The sequence below is a fragment of the Xanthomonas hawaiiensis genome (assembly GCF_031834635.1).
In the GTDB taxonomy this organism is placed as follows: domain Bacteria; phylum Pseudomonadota; class Gammaproteobacteria; order Xanthomonadales; family Xanthomonadaceae; genus Xanthomonas_A; species Xanthomonas_A sacchari.
This window is the reverse complement of record NZ_CP115873.1, coordinates 4,028,323-4,049,420: the sequence shown is the minus strand read 5'-3', so window position 1 is coordinate 4,049,420 and position 21,098 is coordinate 4,028,323. Positions and strand designations below refer to the sequence as shown.

General features: G+C 69.7%; 14 protein-coding genes and 1 riboswitch. Of the genes, 10 read left to right on the top strand and 4 right to left on the bottom strand.

The window, feature by feature from the left end; all coding sequences use genetic code 11:
• Positions 1-150 precede the first annotated feature (150 nt).
• The gene (locus tag PG878_RS17230) at positions 151-912 is read left to right on the top strand and encodes a class I SAM-dependent DNA methyltransferase (RefSeq protein WP_209032353.1); all 762 of its coding nucleotides are present in this window, start codon (positions 151-153) and stop codon (positions 910-912) included.
• Between the two features lie 37 nt (positions 913-949).
• On the opposite strand, the gene PG878_RS17225 is transcribed toward PG878_RS17230, so the two are convergent.
• The 3 genes from PG878_RS17225 to ahcY form a co-directional block, all read right to left on the bottom strand.
• Positions 950-1,249, bottom strand: coding sequence for a type II toxin-antitoxin system RelE/ParE family toxin (locus PG878_RS17225; RefSeq protein ID WP_209032352.1), 300 nt, complete (start codon positions 1,247-1,249; stop codon positions 950-952).
• A gap of 1 nt (position 1,250) precedes the next feature.
• The gene (locus PG878_RS17220; RefSeq protein ID WP_209032351.1) at positions 1,251-1,484 is read right to left on the bottom strand and encodes a ribbon-helix-helix protein, CopG family; all 234 of its coding nucleotides are present in this window, start codon (positions 1,482-1,484) and stop codon (positions 1,251-1,253) included.
• A 256-nt stretch (positions 1,485-1,740) separates the two neighbouring features.
• A complete protein-coding gene (gene ahcY / locus PG878_RS17215; protein ID WP_209032350.1) occupies positions 1,741-3,186 on the bottom strand; it encodes an adenosylhomocysteinase in 1,446 nt (481 codons plus the stop codon).
• Positions 3,187-3,219: 33 nt separating this feature from the next.
• Positions 3,220-3,319, bottom strand: a riboswitch (S-adenosyl-L-homocysteine riboswitch).
• A gap of 133 nt (positions 3,320-3,452) precedes the next feature.
• Here ahcY and PG878_RS17210 point away from each other — a divergent pair.
• The 9 genes from PG878_RS17210 to PG878_RS17170 all read left to right on the top strand — a co-directional run bounded on the left by PG878_RS17210 (position 3,453) and on the right by PG878_RS17170 (position 19,477).
• Entirely contained in the window at positions 3,453-5,984 is a 2,532-nt protein-coding gene (locus PG878_RS17210) for a S9 family peptidase (protein ID WP_244672728.1), read from the top strand.
• A 161-nt stretch (positions 5,985-6,145) separates the two neighbouring features.
• Positions 6,146-8,860: a phosphoenolpyruvate carboxylase gene (gene ppc, locus PG878_RS17205; RefSeq protein ID WP_209032349.1), complete on the top strand. Its 2,715-nt coding sequence runs from the start codon at positions 6,146-6,148 to the stop codon at positions 8,858-8,860.
• An 82-nt stretch (positions 8,861-8,942) separates the two neighbouring features.
• Positions 8,943-9,518 (top strand): TetR/AcrR family transcriptional regulator, encoded by a 576-nt coding sequence (locus tag PG878_RS17200; protein ID WP_209032348.1) that lies wholly within the window; start codon positions 8,943-8,945, stop codon positions 9,516-9,518.
• Between the two features lie 59 nt (positions 9,519-9,577).
• On the top strand, positions 9,578-10,558 hold the full coding sequence (locus PG878_RS17195) for an Lnb N-terminal periplasmic domain-containing protein (protein ID WP_209032482.1): 981 nt from the start codon (positions 9,578-9,580) through the stop codon (positions 10,556-10,558).
• On the top strand, positions 10,555-12,498 hold the full coding sequence (locus PG878_RS17190) for a lipase family alpha/beta hydrolase (RefSeq protein ID WP_209032347.1): 1,944 nt from the start codon (positions 10,555-10,557) through the stop codon (positions 12,496-12,498). The genes PG878_RS17195 and PG878_RS17190 overlap by 4 nt, the downstream gene beginning before the upstream one ends.
• 443 nt (positions 12,499-12,941) lie before the next feature.
• Complete coding sequence (locus tag PG878_RS17185) at positions 12,942-15,656, top strand: TonB-dependent receptor (RefSeq protein ID WP_209032481.1); 2,715 nt, start codon at positions 12,942-12,944, stop codon at positions 15,654-15,656.
• A 47-nt stretch (positions 15,657-15,703) separates the two neighbouring features.
• The gene (locus PG878_RS17180; protein ID WP_209032346.1) at positions 15,704-16,819 is read left to right on the top strand and encodes a Ca2+-dependent phosphoinositide-specific phospholipase C; all 1,116 of its coding nucleotides are present in this window, start codon (positions 15,704-15,706) and stop codon (positions 16,817-16,819) included.
• 44 nt (positions 16,820-16,863) lie between these two features.
• Entirely contained in the window at positions 16,864-18,081 is a 1,218-nt protein-coding gene (locus PG878_RS17175; protein WP_209032480.1) for a histidine-type phosphatase, read from the top strand.
• 472 nt (positions 18,082-18,553) lie between these two features.
• Positions 18,554-19,477 carry an IS110 family transposase gene (locus PG878_RS17170; protein WP_311163327.1) on the top strand — a complete coding sequence of 308 codons (924 nt, stop codon included), beginning with the start codon at positions 18,554-18,556 and terminating at the stop codon, positions 19,475-19,477.
• Between the two features lie 289 nt (positions 19,478-19,766).
• Here the strand turns inward: PG878_RS17170 and metK are convergent, their stop codons facing one another.
• Positions 19,767-20,978, bottom strand: coding sequence for a methionine adenosyltransferase (gene metK / locus PG878_RS17165; RefSeq protein WP_010342184.1), 1,212 nt, complete (start codon positions 20,976-20,978; stop codon positions 19,767-19,769).
• Positions 20,979-21,098 lie beyond the last annotated feature (120 nt).

Sequence of the window (21,098 nt, the reverse complement as noted above, 5' to 3'; positions counted from 1 at the left end):
ACATCCCTGTCATCTTTCCTCAAGCAGCTTGCCTCGCTCACGCCCGATCGCGTTGCCGCGTTCGTCATCGGTGCCGCTGCCGTGCGTGCGCCATTGCATCGCGATCGCTGCGTGCTATCGTCGCGCCACTTCGGCAACGAGTGGCTGCGGATGCCCGTGACCCACGAGTACGATCGCCTGGCCGCGATCTACGATCGCGTCTACGATCGCTGGCCTGCCGCTGCTACGCAGCAGTGCGTCGGCGTGCTGGCCGAACTGGCCGCGGGCCGCGCGGCGCTGGAGTTGGGCATCGGAACCGGCCGCATCGGCTTGCCGCTCGCGCACTGCGATGTGCCGGTCACCGGCATCGACAACGCGCCGGCGATGCTCGAGGCCTTGCGCGCCAAACCCGGCAGCGAACGCCTGCATCTGGTCTGCGCCGACTTCGCCGACATGCCGGTGTCCGGGCCGTTCGGCCTGATCTACGCGGTGGCGGCATTCGGTTACCTGCTGACCCAGGCCGAGCAACTGCGCTGCGTGGTCAATGCGGCGCGCTGCCTGGCGCCCGACGGACGCCTGTTGATTCAAACTGCCGTGCCGGGCGCAGAGGTGTTCGACGGTGGCGGCAAGGTCAGCCAGGTGCTGGACGTGCCGGATACCGACGGCGACGGCGCGGCGGTGATGCTGGTGTGCTCGCAGCCCGATCCGCTGCAGCAGCGCATCGATCAGCGCGTGGTGGTGCTGGGCGAATCCGGCACGCGTATCTTCAGCGAGCGCCGCCGCTACGTGTGGCCATCGGAACTGGACCTAATGGCGCAGATCGCCGGCCTGCGCCTGGAGGCGCGCTGGAGCGATTGGACACGCACGCCGTACCACGCGCGCAGCCGCATCCAGATCTCGGTATACGCGCCGGCTGGCGAGTGCAGGATCTGAAGACCAGCGCCGTCTTGGGCACTAGATGGCGATGATGTCATGCATCGCGTGCATGGCCTGCCTTGCGTTGCGCGCGGATCGCCAGGACAAAGACGGTATCCAGCGCCACCACGTATCGGTAGAGGGCAATATATCCGTGAGCGCCTTGGCCAATGACCAGTTCACGCACATCATGGCGCGTCAGCCGGCCGATCAGCGGATTGTCCGTCAGCACGTTCGATGCGCTGACGATCTCGCTCAGACGCTCTTGGATATGCTCGGCTTCGTGTTGTTCCAGATGGCCGATGATGCGCCGTAGGTCCTCGTTGACAGAGGGCAGGAACTCGACGTGCGCCATGCTATTTCGCGAACCTGCGGGGGGCGGGGGGGGGGGTGTCCTTGCCCTCACTGCGTTCCATCAGATAGCGACGCATCTCGTCCCAGGGAATGCTGTCGACGCGCCGCTCGGCCAGTTCGGCCTTCTCGGCAATGGCTTCCAGGATGAAGTTGTGCGACGTGGTGCCGGCGGCTTCCGCAGCCTTGGCGACGCGGGCCTTGAGCGCGTCCGGCAGGCGGATGGTGGTGGTGCTCATCGGGAGCGCCAGGCGATTGGTGTGGAATCAATGCAGCGCAGGTGTGTGATACGGATGGCCTGGCTGGACAGGCGCGTCGGCCAACTGGCCGGAAAAGGCCGCTTGGAGCAGGGACTGCGCAAGGTGGCGATACCTGCGGTTTCGCTCCGTACGAATTTCCAGCCCCCGTCTCCACACGCGCGCAGTGCCGATCGCACAAAAAACGGGCGCCTCGCGGCGCCCGTTCCTGTCTGCCTGGCGATGTCTTGCCAACGGCTCAGTAGCGGTAGTGCTCCGGCTTGAACGGGCCGTCGACCGGCACGCCCAGGTAGGCGGCCTGCGCGTCGGTGAGCTTGGTCAGCTTCACGCCGATCTTCTCCAGGTGCAGGCGCGCCACTTCCTCGTCCAGCTTCTTCGGCAGGCGGTACACCTGCTTCTCGTAGCTGTCCTTGTTCTGCCACAGGTCGATCTGCGCCAGGGTCTGGTTGGCGAAGCTGTTGGACATCACGAAGCTGGGGTGGCCGGTGGCGCAGCCCAGGTTGACCAGGCGGCCTTCAGCCAGCAGGAAGATCGCGTTGCCGTTGGGCAGCACGAACTTGTCCACCTGCGGCTTGATGTTGATCTTCTGCACGCCCGGCAGCTTGTACAGCGCCTCGACCTGGATCTCGTTGTCGAAGTGGCCGATGTTGCAGACGATGGCCTGGTCCTTCATCTGCGTCAGGTGCTCGATGCGGATGATGTCCTTGTTGCCGGTGGTGGTGACGTAGATGTCGGCCTGGCCGAGGGTGTCCTCGACGGTGTTGACCTCGAAGCCTTCCATCGCCGCCTGCAGCGCGCAGATCGGGTCGATCTCGGTGACGATGACGCGGGCGCCGTAGGCGCGCAGGCTGTGCGCCGAGCCCTTGCCGACGTCGCCGTAGCCGCACACCACCGCGACCTTGCCGGCCAGCATCACGTCCATCGCGCGCTTGAGGCCGTCGGCCAGCGACTCGCGGCAGCCGTACAGGTTGTCGAACTTGCTCTTGGTCACCGAGTCGTTGACGTTGATCGCCGGGATCAGCAGGGTGCCGGCTTCGGCCAGCTGGTACAGGCGGTGCACGCCGGTGGTGGTCTCTTCGGAGACGCCCTTCCAGTCCTTGACCACGCGGGTCCAGTAGCCCGGGCGCTCCACCGCCACGCGCTTGAGCAGGTTCTTGATGACCTGCTCCTCGTGCGAGGAGGCCGGTTCGTCGACCCACTTGGAACCGTTCTCCAGTTCATAGCCCTTGTGGATCAGCAGGGTCACGTCGCCGCCGTCGTCCACCACCAGCTCCGGGCCGGTCTGGGTGCCGTCGGGCAGGGTGAAGGTCAGCGCGTCGAGCGTGCAGTCCCAGTATTCCTCCAGGGTCTCGCCCTTCCACGCGAACACCGGGGTGCCGGTGGCGGCGATCGCCGCGGCGGCGTGATCCTGGGTGGAGAAGATATTGCACGAGGCCCAGCGCACGTCGGCGCCGATGTCCTTCAGCGTCTCGATCAGCACTGCGGTCTGGATGGTCATGTGCAGCGAGCCGGTGACGCGCACGCCGGCCAGCGGCTTGGCGGTGGCGTACTGGCGACGGATCGACATCAGGCCCGGCATCTCGTGCTCGGCGATATCCAGTTCCTTGCGGCCCCAGTCGGCCAGGCTGATGTCGGCGACCTTGTAGTCGCCCTCGGTGGAAAAGCTCTTGAGTGCAGCGTTCATCGATAAAGCTCCGGTCAATGGCGAGAAACTCGCGAAGTCCGGGCGCCGTTGTCGCTCAAGCCTCGCGCCGAGCCTGGCCGGGTCTGGAGACGGGGAATGCGGTCTCGATCCGGTCGCAGCGCCCCTCGGCGCAAGGGGTAACCGATTATAGCGGCTGCCACGTGCGGCGCTTGAACACGCGCCCGCGCCCAACCATCGACAGGGGGGCGGGCGGCGCCCGCCCTGCTACCGTCGACGGTTCGATCGAGAGAAAGGAGAGGGGAGAGATGAACCAGATCACAGTGCGCGGGCGCCGCCGTGTCGCCAGGCCGGTCTGCGGCCTGCTGTGCGCGGCCCTGGTCGCGGCCGGCAGCGCCGCGGCGGATGCCGCACAGGCCTCTGCGGCGGCCTCCGCATCCGCCGATGCCGCCGACAGCGGCTATCAACTGCCGTCGGCGCCGCTGCAGGCCATCGTCGATGCGCCGCGGCCGCCGCAGCTGTCGCTGAGCCCGCGGCGCGATCTGGCGGCGATGCTGCAGTTGCCCGCGCTGCCCGGCATCGCCCAGGTCGCGCAGCCGGAACTCAAGCTGGCCGGGTTGCGCATCCATCCGCGCACCCGCTCGCAGAGCCGCTTCGCCTTCGGCGACAAGCTGTGGCTGCTGCGCATCGCCGACGGCAGCGAACTGCGCATCGAGGGCCTGCCGTCGCCGCTGTCGATCGCCGGCATGGCCTGGGCGCCGGACCAGCGGCATCTGGCCTTCAACCGGGTCGATGCGCGCAGCGGCGCTAACGAACTGTGGGTGGTGGACATCGCCGCGCTGCGCGCGCGGCGGGTCGCCGAGCGGCTCAACACGGTGTCCGGCGAGGGCTATGCGTGGATGCCCGACAGCCGCCAGTTGCTGGTGTTGCTGCAGCCGCCGGAGCAGGGCGCCGCGCCGCTCGCCGACGCGGTGCCGACCGGGCCGGCGGTGCAGCAGACCGCCGGTGGCGGCGCCACCGCCCTGCGCACCTACCAGGACCTGCTGAAGAACGAGGCCGACGCGCGCCAGTTCGATGATCAACTGCGCGCGCAGCCGGCGCTGGTCGATGTGGACGGGCGCCAGCAGCGCATCGCCTCCCCGGACCTGTACCTGTCGCTGGCGCCGTCGCCGGACGGCCGCTATCTGCTGGCGCAGCGCCTGCAGCGGCCGTTCTCCTACCTGGTGCCGGCCAGCGGCTTCCCGCGCACCATCGAGGTGCTCGACCGCGCCGGCAAGCCGGTGCACACGGTGGCGCAGCTGCCGCTGGTGGAGGGTCTGCCGACCGGCAACGATGCGGTGCGCACCGGCGTGCGCGATATCGACTGGCGCAGCGACGCGCCGGCGACGCTGGTCTGGGCCGAGGCGCAGGACGGCGGCGATCCGGCGCGCGAGGCGGCGGTGCGCGACGCGGTGCGGATGCAGGCGGCGCCGTTCACCGCGCCGCCGGTGACGCTGGCGCGCCTGCAGTCGCGCTTCGCCGGCATTTTCTGGGGTCGGGGCGACCTGGCGCTGATCGACGAGTTCTGGTGGAAGACGCGGCAGACCAAACAATGGCGCGTGGCACCGGACCATCCCGCGCAGGCGCCGCAGTTGCTGGTGCAGCGGTCGCAGGAAGACCGCTATGCCGATCCGGGCACGCCGGTGACGGAGCGCGATGCGGCCGGCAACCCGCGCCTGTTGATCGCCGCCGACGGCCACAGCCTGTTCCTGCGCGGCGAGGGCGCCTCGCCGCAGGGTGATCGGCCATTCCTGGACCGCTACGATCTGGACACGCGGCACAGCACCCGCCTGTTCCAGTCGCAGGCGCCGTACTACGCAGTGCCGCAGGCCCTGCTCGACGACAGCGGCCAGCGCCTGCTGATCACCCGCGAGACGCCGCAGGAGCCGCGCAACTTCTATCGGCTCGACAGTGCGAACGCGGAGCCGGTGGCGCTGACCCGCTTCCCGCATCCCACGCCGCAGTTGCGCGACGTGCACAAGGAGCAGATCCGCTACCGGCGCAAGGATGGCGTGGAACTGACCGCGACCCTGCTGCTGCCGCCAGGCTACGACGCCAAGCGCGACGGCCCGCTGCCGATGCTGATGTGGGCCTACCCGGGCGAGTTCAAATCCGCCGATGCCGCCAGCCAGGTCACCGACTCGCCGTACCGCTTCAACGCGATCGGCTACTGGGGGCCGCAGGCGTTCCTGGCGCTGGGCTATGCGGTGCTCAACGACCCGTCGATGCCGATCGTCGGCGAGGGCGCGCGCGAACCCAACGACACCTACGTCGAGCAACTGGTCGCCGACGCGCAGGCGGCGGTGGACGAGGTGGTGCGGCGCGGCGTCGCCGATCGCGATCGCATCGCCATCGGCGGACATTCCTACGGCGCCTTCATGACCGCCAACCTGCTCGCGCACACCCGCCTGTTCAAGGCCGGCATCGCCCGCAGCGGCGCCTACAACCGCTCGCTGACGCCGTTCGGCTTCCAGTCCGAGGAACGCACCTACTGGCAGGCGCAGCCGGTGTACCAGGCGATGTCGCCGTTCAACTACGCCGACCGGATCAAGGATCCGCTGCTGCTGATCCACGGCGCCGAGGACAACAACTCCGGTACCTTCCCGATCCAGAGCGAGCGCATGTACGCGGCGATCAAGGGCAACGGCGGCACCGCACGGCTGGTGATGCTGCCCAACGAGGCGCATGCCTATCGTGCGCGCGAATCGGTGCTGCAGATGCTGGCCGAGAGCGAGCGCTGGCTGCGCATCTATCTGGGACCGGCGCCGACGCCTGCCGAGGCCGGCGCCGCGCCGCACTGAGCCGCGCCTGTGCCACGGCCGCACGCGCGAGCGGCCGTGGCACGGCACACGGCGAGACCGCGCAAATGGTTCGCTTTGAAACCGTCGCCGCGGCCGACGGGAGCGCGCGCCCTTTTCGGTTAGGCTTGCGGCGCCCCCACTGCCGAGCCATGCGTTTCCCGATGAACGAGTCCCGCAGCAGCATCGCCTTCGCCACGCCCGACCTTCCCTTACGCGACGATGTGCGCCGGCTCGGCGCCCTGGTGGGCGACCTGCTCGCCGAACAGGTCTCGGCGCAGTTCCTCGACGAGATCGAACGCATCCGCACCACCGCGATCGCACGCCGCGAGCGCGCCGCGCCGCTGTCCTCGCTGAGCGAGCAACTCGCCGGCCGCGCGCCGCGCGATGCCGAAGCGCTGGTGCGCGCCTTCAGCACCTATTTCCAGGTGGTCAACATCGCCGAGCGCGTGCACCGCATCCGCCGCCGCCGCGACTACCAGCGCAGCAGCGCCGACACGCCGCAGCCGGACGGACTGCTCGACGCCCTGCGCCGGCTCAAGGCGCAGGGTGTCGGCATCGACGAACTGCGCGACTGGCTGCCGCGCATCGACGTCGAACCGGTGTTCACCGCGCACCCGACCGAGGCGGTGCGGCGCGCGCTGCTGGAGAAGGAACAGTTGATGGTGGCCAGCCTGGTCGACAATCTCGACGGCCTGCGCACCCCGGGCGAGCGCGCCACCGACGCGGCGCGCTTCCGTATGGCGCTGACCGCCTCGTGGCAGACCGCCGATTCCTCGCCGGTGCGTCCCACCGTGGAGGACGAGCGCGAACACGTCGGCTTCTACCTGACCCAGGTGCTGTACCGGGTGATCCCGGTGATGTACGAGACCCTGGAGCACGCCATCGAGCAGACCTACGGGCAGGCGCTGCCCCTGCCGCGGCTGCTGCGCTTCGGCACCTGGGTCGGCGGCGACATGGACGGCAACCCCAACGTCGATGCCGCCACCATCACCGCCACCCTGGACGCGCAGCGGCGCGCGGTGCTGGAGCGTTATCTGAAGGAGCTGTGGCAGCTGGCCAGCCTGCTCAGCCAGTCGACCACCCTGGTCGCGGTCAGCGCGCCGCTGCTGGAGCAACTGGAGCGCTACCGGCAGCTGCTGCCGGAGGCCGCCGCGCGCTCGCGGCCGCGCCACGGCGACATGCCCTACCGCCTGCTCAACGATCTGATGCGCGCGCGCCTGCAGGCGACCCTGGACGATGCGCCGGGCGCCTATGCCGCCCCGGCCGAACTGGAAAGCGACCTGCAGTTGATCCTGGACAGCCTGCAGGCCAACAAGGGCCTGCACGCCGGCTGGTTCGCGGTGCGGCGCCTGCTGTGGCGGGTGCGCAGCTTCGGGTTCCATCTGGCGCGGCTGGACGTGCGCCAGGAGTCCAGCGTGCACGCACGCGCGGTCGCCGCCGCGCTGGACACGCAGGACTGGGATGCACGGTCGGTGGAGCAGCGCGCAGGCCTGCTCGGTCCCTACGCCAGCGGCGAACAGGCGCTGCCGGCGGCCGACGACGACGGCAATGCGCGGCTGGACGCGGTGTTCGCCGCGCTCGCCGATGCGCGCGCGCGGCACGGCGCCGACGCGCTGGGCAGCTACATCATCTCGATGGCGCACGACCGCGCCGACGTGCTGACCGTGCTGGCGCTGGCGCGCCGCGGCGGCCTGGTCGATGCCGACGGCGCGGTGCCGCTGGACATCGTGCCGCTGTTCGAGACCGTGGACGATCTGCGCGGCGGCACCGCGACCCTGCGCGACCTGCTGGCCGATCCGGTCTACCGCCGCCACCTGGCCGCGCGCGCCGACGTGCAGATGGTGATGCTCGGCTATTCCGACAGCGGCAAGGACGGCGGCATCGCCGCCTCGCGCTGGGGCCTGCAGCGCGCGCAGGTGGAACTGCTGGAGGCGGCCGCCGAACTCGGCATCCGCCTGACCTTCTTCCACGGCCGCGGCGGCTCGATCGTGCGTGGCGGCGGCAAGACCACGCGCGCGCTGGAGGCGGCGCCGCGCGGCAGCGTCGACGGGCGCCTGCGGGTGACCGAGCAGGGCGAGGTGATCCACCGCAAGTACGGCATCCGTGCGCTGGCGCTGCGCTCGCTGGAGCAGATGACCGGCGCGGTGCTGCTGTCGAGCCTGCGCCCGCGTGCGGCCGACGCGCGCGAGGACGGCTGGCGGCCGGTAATGGACCTGGTCGCCGAACACAGCAGCCAGGCGTACCGCGGCTTCGTCGGCGATGCCGAGTTCATGCGCTATTTCCGCCTGGCCACGCCGATCGACGTGATCGAGCGCATGACCCTGGGCTCGCGGCCGTCGCGCCGGCTCGGCCAGGATGCGGCGCTGTCCAACCTGCGTGCGATCCCCTGGGTGTTCGCCTGGAGTCAGGCGCGCGCGGTGATCCCGGGCTGGTACGGCGTGGGCAGCGGCCTGCAGGCAGCGGTGGATGCCGGCCACGAGGACGCGCTGCGCGTGATGGCGGCCGACTGGCCGTTCTTCCGCACCTTCCTCGACGACATCGCCATGGTCCTGTCCAAGGGCGACCTCAACATCGCCGAGATGTTCTCGCGCCTGTCCGGGCCGCTGCACGAGCGCTTCTTCCCGCGCATCCGCGACGAACTGGCGCTGACCAAGGGCTGGGTGAAGGCGCTGACCGGGCAGGCCTCGCTGCTGCAGCACGACCCGCGCCTGGCGCTGTCGATCCGCCTGCGCAATCCCTACATCGACCCGATCAGCGTGCTGCAGGTGGACCTGCTGCAGCGCTGGCGCGCCACCGAGGGCGAGGACGAGGACCTGCTGCGGGCGCTGGTGGCCTGCGTCAACGGCGTCGCCCAGGGCGTGCAGAACACCGGCTGAGGCCGGTGCTGCAAGGCGCCGCCGGCCGCTGCCGGCGGCCGCCCGTCGCCACCCGCTTGCAGGCGGACAAAATTGTCCGATAATGCCGCGCATGGAGATGCGAGCCGATACCGCCCACCGCCGCCGCCTGTTGCTGGACGCCGCCGACGAGGTGTTCTGCGCGCACGGCGTGCTGGCGCCGCTGGAACTGGTGGTGGAGCGCGCCGGCCTCGGCCGCGCCACCCTGTACCGTCATTTCGCCGACCGGACCGAGCTGATGGCGGCGCTGCTGGAACGCGGCCTGGACGGCCTGGAGGGCTGCGCGCGCGAGATCGGCACGCGGCCGGACGGGCTGTTCGTGCTGATGTACGACGTCGCCGAACACATCGCGATGTCCGCGCCGCTGGCCGACTATTGGCGGTCGATGCCGCGCGAGCATCCGATGATGGACGCAGCGCATACGCGGGCGATGGCGATCCTGCTGCCGTTCCTGCAGCGTGCGATCGCCGCCGGCCTGTGCCGTGCGGACCTGGGCGAGGAGGACCTGGCCCTGGCGATGGACATGCTCGGCGCCTGCCAGCGCGGCAGCGACGAGGCCGAACGCAAGGCGCTGGCGCAGCGCGGTTGCCGGCTGCTGTGCCACGCCCTGGCCACGCCCGCGGCGGCGGCGGCGTTGTGAGCGCCGCCAGCGCCGCACGCCGACGTGCCTGGCCGTGGCGGCTGGCGCGCGCCGTGGCGATGCTGGCGGTGCTGGCCGCCAGCCTGTGGGGCGCGCTGTTCCTGGCCTATCTGCCGCATACCGGCGCCGTGGTGCGCTACGGCTCGGCGCTGCTGTGGGCTGCGCTGGGCGTCGCTGCCCTATGGGGGCTGCGGCATCCGCGCGAGTACCGCGTGCTGCCGCTGCTGTTCGCGCTGGGCTGTGCGGGCATGGCGGTGGGCTGGTCGGCGCTGCAGCCGCAGCAGAACCGCGACTGGGCCGACGATGTCGCGCAGCTGTTGGAGCCGCAGGTGGATGGGCACGTGGTGACCCTGCACAACGTGCGCAACTTCGCCTGGCGCAGCGACCACGACTACACCCCGCGCTGGGAGACGCGCCACTACGACCTGGAGCGGCTGGCCTCGGCGGACCTGGCGCTGTCGTACTGGATGGGGCCGGCGATCGCCCACACCCTGGTCTCGTTCGGTTTCGACGACGGCCGCCGCGTGGTCTTCTCGCTGGAGATCCGCAAGGAACGCGACGAGGCGTTCTCGGCGCTGGCCGGCTTCTTCCGCAATTTCGAGCAGGTGATGGTGGCCGCCGACGAGCGCGACATCCTGGCGGTGCGTAGCAACGTGCGCGGCGAGGACGTGTACCTGTACCGGCTCAATCTCTCGCGCGCACAACTGCGCCAGCTGTTCCTGGGCTATGTGGCGCGGGCGCAGCAACTGCAGCGCACGCCGCGGTTCTACAACACCGCCACCAGCAACTGCACCACCATCGTGTTCGAACTGGCGCGCAAGCTGGATCCGGCGCTGCCGCTCGACGTGCGGCTGCTGCTGTCCGGCTACCTGCCGTCCTACGTCTACGCCCAGCACGGCTTCGTGCCCGGCTACAGCCTGGCCACGCTGCGCGCGCGCGGCCGCATCGGCGAACGCGCCCGCGCGGCCGGCGCCGGCGCCGACTTCTCCACGCGCATCCGCGCCGGCATTCCCGGCGACGATCCCGCGGCCACGCCATGACCCTGCGCGCACGTCTTGCGCGGTGCACGGGCGCCGCGCTGCTGGCTGCCGCGTCGCTGCTCGGCAGCGGCTGCGCGATGGTCAGCGTGCAGTCGCGCAGCGCCGCCGACTACATCGCCACCCAGCGCGGCGACGTGCTCAGCACCGGCACGCTCAGCGATGCCAGTCTGGAGACCTTGCGCGTGCTCGCGCTCGATCCCAAGACCTGCGAGGCGGACGTTCCGGCCTGCGCCACGCAGCTGCGCGCGCTGCAGGGGCTGGACCAGGAGCGGCGGCTGGCGACCCTGTCGGAGCTGTGGGTGCATGCGGCCAATGCGCGCACGCCGCGGCAGGCGAGGGCGCTGGACGATGCGACGCTGCAGGCCTGGCTGGAGGCCGCGCGCTACGCCTACGCCTACCTGTTCTACACCCAGCGCCCGGCCAGCGCGCGCGCCTTCGAGGATCGGCAGACCCAGGTGCGCGACTACTACAACTACGCCGTGCAGCAAGCGGTGGGCGAACTGTTCCTGCGCTGGCGCGCCGGCAGCGCCAGCGGCGAACTGCACGACGACGACGCGCTGCGCACGGCCGGCTGGCAGGTGCGGGCGGACATGGGCAGCTTCCGCCTGCCCGGCGGGGTGGCGCGGCCGGACGCGATGCTGCCGGCGTCGACGCTGCGCTTCGATGGCCTGCGCAGCACCTACCGGCGCGACGGTTTCGGCGCCGAACTGGTCGCGGAGATCGCGCCGTCCAAGGTCGGCGACCCCACCGCCGCCGCCAGGACCGCGCCGGACCCGCATGCGCCGGCGTTCAGCGAAATGCCGTATGCGCCGACCACGGTGCTGCTGCGCTTCGACTGCGACAGCCTGGCGCAGGTACTCGACACCCGCAGCGTGGTGGTCGCGCCCTACGATCCGTACCGCGACGGCGAGGTCGAGGTGCACGGCCAGCGCCTGCCGCTGGCGGCCAACTTCACCGCCGCCTACGGCCTGTGGCTGGCCCGTGCCGGTTTCGCGCGGCAGTCGCTGCGCTCGATGCTCGGTCGCGAGGATGGCATCGACCAGCCGCATCTGTACCTGATGCAGCCGTACGATCCGGACCGGCGCATCATCCTGATGCTGCATGGCCTGGCCAGCAGTCCGGAGGCGTGGGTCAACGTCGCCAACGAACTGATGGGCGACGAGCAACTGCGCCGCCACTACCAGATCTGGCAGGTCTACTACCCGACCAACATGCCGATCGCCTGGAACCGCGCGCAGATCGCCACGCTGCTGCAGCAGACCCTGCGCCATTTCGATCCGCAGGGGCAGGCGCCGGCGTCGCAGCACATGGTGCTGATCGGCCACAGCATGGGTGGGGTGATCGGGCGCCTGCTGGTCAGCGATGCCGGCGACACGCTGTGGAACGACCTGATCGGCGCGCGCGCCGGCCGGCGCCCGCTGGACCCGCAGGCGCTGGCGCAGTTGCAGCCGCTGCTGCGTTTCGCACCGTTGCCCGAGGTGGACCGCGCCATCTTCATCGCCGCGCCGCAACGCGGCACCGCCTTCGCCGAAGGGCGGCTCGGGCGCCTGGCCGGGCGCCTGGTGCGCCTGCCGGTGACCCTGCTCGATCGCCTGAACACCCTGCTGCAGGGGATCGACGGCCCCGATGGCGCCCCGGTGCGCGTGCCCAACAGCATCGACAACCTGCGCGACACCGACCCGTTCGTGCGCGCGGCGGCGGAGTTGCCGATCGCGCCGACAGTGCGCTACCACACCATTATCGCTCGCCGCGATCCGGCGGTGCCGCTGGCCGATTCCGACGACGGGCTGGTGCCGTACCGCAGTGCGCATCTGCCGGATGCGGTGTCCGAACTGGTGATCACCTCCGGCCACAGCGTGCAGGAGACGCCGCAGGCGATCCTGGAGATCCGCCGCATCCTGCACGCGCAGTTGCAGGTCGACGCCACCGCGACGCGGTGACGATACGCGCGATGGGCGGTTGTACGCGCCGTCGTGGAACGCGCCGGGGGCATCGCGTTGCCGCGCACGCCCGGAGAGGCGCGATGCATCGCCGACGATCCCCTCCCGGCGCATCGGGCGGAAGCATCTAACCCGGCGCCTTTTCCGCAGTGCCACCCGCAGCGCAGCGTGGACGCACCGCTGCGGTTGTGCCGAATTGCGCAGGACTTGCGTCGAATCGTCTGTAAATGGTCGCCGATGACATCGTTGTCACGAAATTGCAGCCGCCAACCCGAACAATGCGCGCCGCCGTGAACACGATCACGGCCTCTCTCCCCTCCATGCCCGGCCTGCGGCGCGTTCCGTTGGCCGCGCCTACGTTCGGATTTTTCATGTCGCACTCGATCCATCTTCAAAAACGCCTGTCACTGGCGATCGCCGCAGCGTTGCTCGGTGTCGCGCCGATGGCCTTGGCCCAGGCGCAGGATGCGCAGGAGACGCAGACCGCCGCGTCCGACGCCAGCGCCAAGACCCTGGACAAGATCACCGTCGCCGTCACCCGCTACAACGCCGCGGACATGCAGATGGCCGCGACCAACACCGCCAACGTCCTGTCGGCCGAGGACCTGAAGTACACCGCCGTGCACAACATCGCCGAGGCGCTGGGCCTGCTGCCGGGCGTCAACGTGGTCAACACCGGGCAGTCGTACTTCGGCGGCGTCGACGGCGCCGCGCGCGGCGAGGGCATGTTCGCCTCGGTGCGCGGCCTCAACGCCGAGTACAACGTCAACCTGATCAACGGCGTCAACGTCGCCCAGGGCCTGCCCTACAGCCGCAGCGTGCAACTGAGCCTGCTGCCGCCGTCGGGCCTGCAGACCATCGTGTTGAACAAGACCTCCACCGCGGCGATGGACGGCGATGCGATCGGCGGCACCATCGACTACCGCACCCCCAGCGGCTTCGACTACAGCGAGGCGATGGGCGGCAGCGTCATCGCCAGCGGGCGCATGGAAAGCCGTGCGCGCGACTACGGCGACAACGGCCTGGGCAAGGGCGCGGCCGGCGAATTCCACGCCAAGTTCGGCACCGACAACCAGTTCGGCATCTACACCAGCGCGTACTACGACGAGCGCCACTACGTGAACAGCGAAGTGGCCAACGCCGCCGCCTCGCGTGGCGACTGGTCGGGCAAGTACTTCTCGCGTACCACCGCCAGCGGCCAGCCGGTGCCCGGCTACGATCCGCAGGACCTGCTGATGGCCACCGGCGCCAACATCGGCTATTCCGCCGGCGATACCACGCGCTACGGCGGCAACGTGTCCTTCGACTGGCACGTCGATCCGAGCCTGCAGCTGTACGCGCGCGCCACCTATGCCTACGCCAAGACCGAGCAGAACACCGGCTACACCCAGCTGGTGCCGGCCAACGTGAGCCTGGCGCAGATCGGTACCACCGGCGTGTACCAGCCGCAGATCAACCGCGTGGCGGTGCGCTACTGGTACGAGACCAACCCGGAAGTGGCGGACCTGGCCACCTTCCAGTTCGGCGCCGACAAGCAACTGGGCAACTGGACGCTGTCGCCGAACCTGTTCTACAGCTACGGCGACAACGATCGCCCGGACCACGTGGAAATCTCCGCGCGCGTGGACCAGTATGCCTCCACCCAGTTCCCGTACGGCGGCGCCAGCACCTTCTCCGGCTACGACAGCGAGGGCTTTCCCAAGCCGTTGCTGACCCCGGCCATCCAGGCCCAGGCCAGCGACATCGGCAGCCTGTATGCGCGCCGCTACGGCCAGTTGACCAAGTCCTACAGCGGCCAGACCAAGGGCGGCGCCAAGTTCGATGCGCGCTACGACTTCGACCAGGGCGCGCTGAGCAACATCCAGTTCGGCGTGAAGTATGTCGACAGCTCGCGCGACTTCACCTCGCGCGATTGGACCAACAGCAAGTTCACCGACGGCACCCTGTTGCGCGACACCGGCCTGGTGGTCGGCCAGTACGACTCGGTGTACCCGGGCAAGTACGCGTGGCCGACGGTCAAGCTCAGCAACAGCGGGCTGAAGGCGATGATCGCCCAGCACCTGACCGCGGCCAGCTTCGACACCTGCGGCAGCCTGGCGATCAACAACCAGAACTGCGCGACCATGCGGGGCGACGAAGCGGTGACCTCGGCGTATGCGATGGCCACGTTCCGCAGCGGCGACCTGGAGGTGATCCCGGGCGTGCGCTTCGAGCACACCAGCATCCGCAACACCTTCTGGACCATGCCCGAAGACGCCAAGGGCAACGAACTGCCCGGTTTCTTCAGCAGCAACCACACCAGCTACGACGTGCCGCTGCCGAGCGTGTTCCTGAACTACCGCCCGGGCGACGGCAGCGCGGTGTACCGCGCTTCGGTGTGGACCAGCTATACCCGGCCGGCGCTGGTGCAGCTCGGCGGCGGCGCCAACTACGACGTCTCCAGCGACGGCACCACGGTCATCACCGAGGGCAATCCGGACCTGAAGCCGATCAAGTCGCTCAACGTCGACCTGTCCGGCGAGTGGGACAACGGCCACGGCGGCCACGCGATGCTGGCCGGCTACTACAAGCGCCTGACCGACTACATCTACGAGAGCGGCTCGGATCCGGCCAACGCCGGCAGCAGCACCGGCGCCGGCAACGTGCGCTACGTACGTCCGCAGAACGGCGGCGACGGCAAGGTGCTGGGCTTCGAAGCCGCGGTGCGGCAGACCCTGCAGGGCATGCCGGCGCCGTTGGACGGCTTCGGCATCGGCGCCAACGTCACCCGCCAGACCACCCGCGTCGACCTGGGCATGGACGGGTTCCACGACGAGCGCATCCAGAACGCGCCGGACATGATGGCCAACGCCGAGCTGTTCTACGAGAAGGGCCCGCTGTCGGTGAACCTGGCCTACCACTACTCCGGCGAATACGTCTCGGTGTACGACTACTACAACCGCGGCGCGACCTGGGACGACCTGTGGGTCAAGCCGATCACGCGCGTGGACCTGCACGTGGGCTACACCTTCAACGAGCACCTGCGCGCCGACCTGTCGGTGGCCAACCTCACCAACCGCCTGAGCTACTGGGCGCACGTGGGCCACAACAGCACCGCGATCTCCGACATCGTCGATGCCGGCCGCACCGCGCTGCTGAACGTGAAGTACACGTTCTGAAGCGGGCGCTTGCGCACGCGGGACGTCGCCACCCGTCGCACGGCCCTGTGCCGCGCGGCGGGTGGCGCGTTGTCGGCATCGCCGCGACGCTCGTCTGGCTGGCGCTGACGATCCTGCCGGGAACGGCGTGGGCGACGGAGGCGCCGGCGACGGTGCCGATCGACGGCCTGCGCCTGGACCAGGTGCAACTGCTCGGCTCGCACAACAGCTATCGGCCGGTGCCGATCGCGCAGGTGCGGCGGCGCCTGCAGGCGCACGACGCCGCCGAATGGCCGGCACTGGCCTATGGCCATCCTTCGCTGCAGGCCCAGCTCGCGCTGGGGCTGCGGCAACTCGAACTCGACGTGGCCGCCGATCCGCACGGCGGCCTGTACGCCGCGCCATATGCGCGTGCCGATGCGGCGACCCGCGCCAGGATGCGCGCGCCGGGCGCCAAGGTCCTGCACCAGCCTGGCCTGGACTACGCCAGCCATTGCCTGCGCTTCCGCGATTGCCTGGCGATCCTCGCCGCCTGGTCGCGCGCGCATCCGCGGCATGCGCCGCTGGTGGTGCTGGTCAATGCGGTGGATTTCGATCCGGTGCCGGGCGTGTGGCCGCACCGTTCCGCGTTCGACGCTCGCGATCTGGACGCGCTGGACCGCGACATCGTCGAGGTGGTCGGGCGCGCGCGCCTGATCGTGCCCGACGACGTGCGCGGCGACGCGCCGAGCCTGCGCGATGCGGTGCTGGCGCATGCCTGGCCGCGCGTGGCACAGGCGCGCGGCCGCTTGCTGTTCGTGCTCGACGGCAATTCGCGGCACGAGGCGCTGTATCGACAGGATCATCCATCGCTGCGCGGCCGCATGATGTTCGGCTGGTATGCGCCGGACCAGCCGGAGGCGGCGGTGCTGTCGATCGAGGATCCGCTGGCCGAGGCGCCGCGGATTCGCGCGCTGGTGACGCAGGGCTTCGTGGTGCGCACCCGCGCCGATGTCGACGGCCTCGAGGCGCGCGCGCATGACCGCCGCCGCGCACAGGCGGCGCTGCAGGCCGGTGCGCAATGGATCAGCACCGATTACTACGCCGGCGCGCCGGATCCGCAGCGGCTGGGCTACTGGCTCGGTATCGCCACGGGCCTGCGCTGCGACCGGGTCACGGCCACGTGCGGCACGAGCGCACCGTGAGACTTTCCATGTTGGGGACGATGATGAAAACAGGTATGCGTTGGATGCTGTGGGTCGTGCTGCTGGTGGCGGCCTTGGGCGCGCAGGCGCGGCCGGCGCCCAAGGCGGCGCCCGCGCTGCAGGTGGAAAAGGTGTGGATGCTGTTCCGCCACGGCGTGCGTGCACCGCTGCCGGGCGAAGCGGCGGCCGCCGCGTTGGCGCCGCAGCCCTGGCCGGTGTGGGACACGCCGCCGAGCCTGCTCACCGCGCACGGCCGCACCGCGGTGGAACGCAGCGGCGACTACACCCGGCAATGGCTGCTGCGCGATGGCGTGCTGCCGGCGCAGGGCTGCCCCGCCGAGGGCACGGTCAGCCTCTACGCCAACACCGACCAGCGCACCATCGTCAGTGCGCAGTTGCTCGCCGACACGCTGGCGCCCGGTTGCCATCTGCGGGCCGGCCACCAGGCCGAGGGCAGCGACGACCCGCTGTTCCGTCCGGTGGAAGCCGGCGCGGTGGAGTTCGATGCCGCCGCCGCGGTGGCGTCGATCCAACGCCAGACCGGCGGCCCGGGCGCGGTGCTGGCGCCGTATGCGCACGAACTGCGCACTATGCAGGAGATCCTCGGCTGCGCTGAGCGCTGCGACTTCGCGCACATGCCCTCGTCGCTGACCGCAGGCGAGAACGGGCGCAGCCTGGCCTTGCATGGGCCGTTGGACCTGACCTCGGGCACGGCCGAAGTCTTCATCCTGCAGTACGCCGAAGGCATGCCGCTGGACCAGGTCGGCTGGGGCCGTGCGACGCCGGCGCGCATCGCCGCGGTATCGCGGCTGCATGCCTTGCTGTTCGAGATCTACGCACGGCCGCAGTACATGGCCGCACGCGCAGGCGCGCCGCTGGCGCACCGCCTGCTGGACACGCTGGGCGCGACCGACGCGCCGCGGCTGAGCGTGCTGGTCGCCAGCGACACCCATATCGCTGCGCTCAGCGGGCTGCTCGACCTGCACTTCCATCTGCCCGGTTTCGGCCGCGACGACGCGCCCCCGGGCGGCGCGCTGGTGGTGGAGCAGGTGCGCGATGCACGCAACGGCCAGCGCTACGTGCGTGTGCGCTACCAGGCGCAGTCGCTGGACCAGTTGCGCACGCTGGCTCCGCTGAGCCTGCGTCACCCGCCGTTGTTGCAGACGCTGCAGATTCCGGATTGCAGCGACCCCGCGACCGGGCTGTGTCCGCTGCAGAAGTTCGAGTCGCTGCTGCAGGCCGCGTTGCAGCGGCGCGGCTGAGCCGGCACGAAGTTCTTCTGCTCGTCTGCTCGTCGTAGGAGCGGCTTCAGCCGCGACAGGCCATCCCAGGAATGCCCGTCGCGGCTGAAGCCGCTTCTACGGCGGACAGCGTGCTGGCGCATGGACGGATGAGGTGTGCCCGGCGTTGCGATGCCGTGTCCTTTGCTCGCGGCGACAGCGATGCGCCGCTGATCCTGTAGGAGCGGCTTCAGCCGCGACGGGCGTTACCGACAATGCCCGTCGCGGCTGAAGCCGCTTGTGTCAAATGAGGGTCTATCGTTGTGGGTGAGAGCGGAGTGCGGCAGGCCGTTTAGCCGTAGTGCCAGCAAGCACGAGTAGGAGTCAGCGCCGCCGCACCCCGTATCTCCTGCCTCATCAGCCCGAACAGTTGCCCGAGTCGCGAGCTCGAACTCCACAAGCATGGGCGTCGGCAGGAGTGCTCTCGTGCCTGAGTCTACTGTGGAGAACGTCTATGCGGCGCTATGTCGGGATCGATGTATCCAAGGCCGAACTGGTCATTCATGTCCTGCCGGACGAGCAGACCTGGACCCAAGCCAATACGCCACAGGGGCAGCGTGCGCTGGCCCAACGCCTGGCCGAGCTGGGCTGCGAGCGGATCGTGCTGGAAGCCAGTGGCGGCTACGAACATGCCGTGCTGCAGGTGCTCCGAGAGGCGGACCTGCCGGCAGTGCGGATGGCCGCTGATCGTCCGCGCAAGCTAGCCCAGGCCTTGGGCCTGCATGCCAAAACCGATGTCCTGGACGCGCGCCTGCTGGCCATCGCCGCCCAGCACATCCCGACCACCCCCACGCCCGTGGTGCCCGGGCACCAGCAGTCTCTTCGCGAACTGCTGGACCTGCGTGCCACCCTGGTGGGCCAGCGCGATGCCCATCGGCGGCGCCTGGAGCACATCACCCGCCCTGAGGTGCAACGCCACTGCCGAGAGGTGATCGCCCTGCTGAACCAGCAGATCCAGACGTTGACGCAGGAGATCGGGCAGCAGGGCAAGACCTGCTCGAGCCTCCCTAAGGTGCCTGGGCTCGGCACGATCCTGCGCGCGGTTCTGGCCGCGCGGTTGCCAGAGCTGGGCACGCTGCCGCCACGCAAGCTCGCTGCCCTGGTCGGGCTGGCCCCGTTCAATCACGACAGCGGCTGCTGGAAAGGCCAACGCCGCATCAAAGGCGGACGTGCCGACGTGCGGCGCGTGCTGTACATGGCCACCTGGGCCAGCATCCGCGCCAAATCCCCCTTGGCCAACACTTACGCGCGCCTGCGCGCAGGCGGCAAACCGGCCAAGGTCGCCATCGTCGCCTGCATGCACAAGTTCCTGCGCTGGCTCAACGCCATCGCGCGCGATCAGGCCCAGTACGCTCCTCCTGCCATCGCAGGTGCATGACAGTTGACTCCTACGACGGACAGCGTGTTGACGCATGGACGGATGACGTGTGCCCGGCATTGCGATGCCGTGTCCTTTGCTCGCGGCGACAGCGATGCGCCGCTGATCCTGTAGGAGCGGCTTCAGCCGCGACAGGCGTTCGTCGCAACACCGAGTCGCGGCGGCAGTGGCACCTGCGACGGCACATCCGCGACCGCGTCTGCGTCGACGGTCCAGCGCCACCCATCCCCCAAACGCAGAACGGGCCGCAAGGCGGCCCGTTCTGTGTCGCAAGCGCGGGCCGGCCGGCTTACTTCAGCTTGGCGTCCGCGCGCAGCGCCTCGGCGCGGTCGGTCTTCTCCCACGAGAACGCGGTGGCCTGGTGCTGGGCGCCGGTGCCGTCGGTGTAGGTGAAGGCCTTCGGGGTGCGGCCGAAATGGCCGTACGAAGCGGTCTGCTGGTACATCGGGTGGATCAGGTCGAGCATCTGGATGATGCCGAACGGACGCAGGTCGAAGTGCTTGCGGATCAGCTTCTCGATCTTGTCGTCGGCGATCTTGCCGGTGCCGAAGGTGGTGACCGAGATCGAGGTCGGCTCGGCCACGCCGATGGCGTAGGAGACCTGCACTTCGCAGCGGTCGGCCAGGCCGGCGGCGACCACGTTCTTGGCGACGTAGCGCGCAGCGTAGGCGGCCGAACGGTCGACCTTGGACGGGTCCTTGCCGGAGAACGCGCCGCCGCCGTGGCGCGCCCAGCCGCCGTAGGTGTCGACGATGATCTTGCGCCCGGTCAGGCCGCAGTCGCCCACCGGCCCGCCGATCACGAACTTGCCGGTCGGGTTGATGTGGAACTTGGTGCCCTTGTGCAGCCACTTGGCCGGCAGCACCGGCTTGAGGATCTCCTCGCGCACGGCTTCGACCAGGTGCTTCTGCTTGATGTCCGGATCGTGCTGGGTGGACAGCACCACCGCGTCGATCGCGGTCGCCACGCCGTCTTCGTAGCGCAGGGTGACCTGGCTCTTGGCGTCCGGGCGCAGCCACGCCAGCGGCGAGTTCTTCTTCTTGCGCACCTTGGCCTGCTGTTCGACCAGGCGGTGCGACAGGTGGATGGCGGCCGGCATGAAGCTGTCGGTCTCGCGGGTGGCGTAGCCGAACATCAGGCCCTGATCGCCGGCGCCCTGTTCTTCCGGCTTCTTGCGGTCCACGCCCTGATTGATGTCCGGCGACTGCTTGCCGATCAGGTTGAGCACGCCGCAGGTCTCGCCGTCGAAGCCGACGTCGGAGCTGTTGTAGCCGATGTCCAGGATCACCTTGCGGGTCAGCGCTTCCAGATCGATCCAGGCGCTGGTGGTGATCTCGCCGGCGACGATCGCCACGCCGGTCTTGACCAGCGTTTCGCAGGCCACGCGCGCGCGCTTGTCCTGGGTCAGGATCGCGTCGAGCACCGCATCGGAGATCTGATCGGCGATCTTGTCCGGGTGGCCTTCGGAGACCGACTCGGAGGTGAAGAGATAGCTGGACATCGCGGCTATATCCTTGTATTCGGATGAAAAGATGGAGGCGAATGATACACGGGCGCCGGGCGGCGTGCATGATGACCCGGGCGGACGTTGCCCAAGGTTAACCGGTTGCCGCGTCCGCGG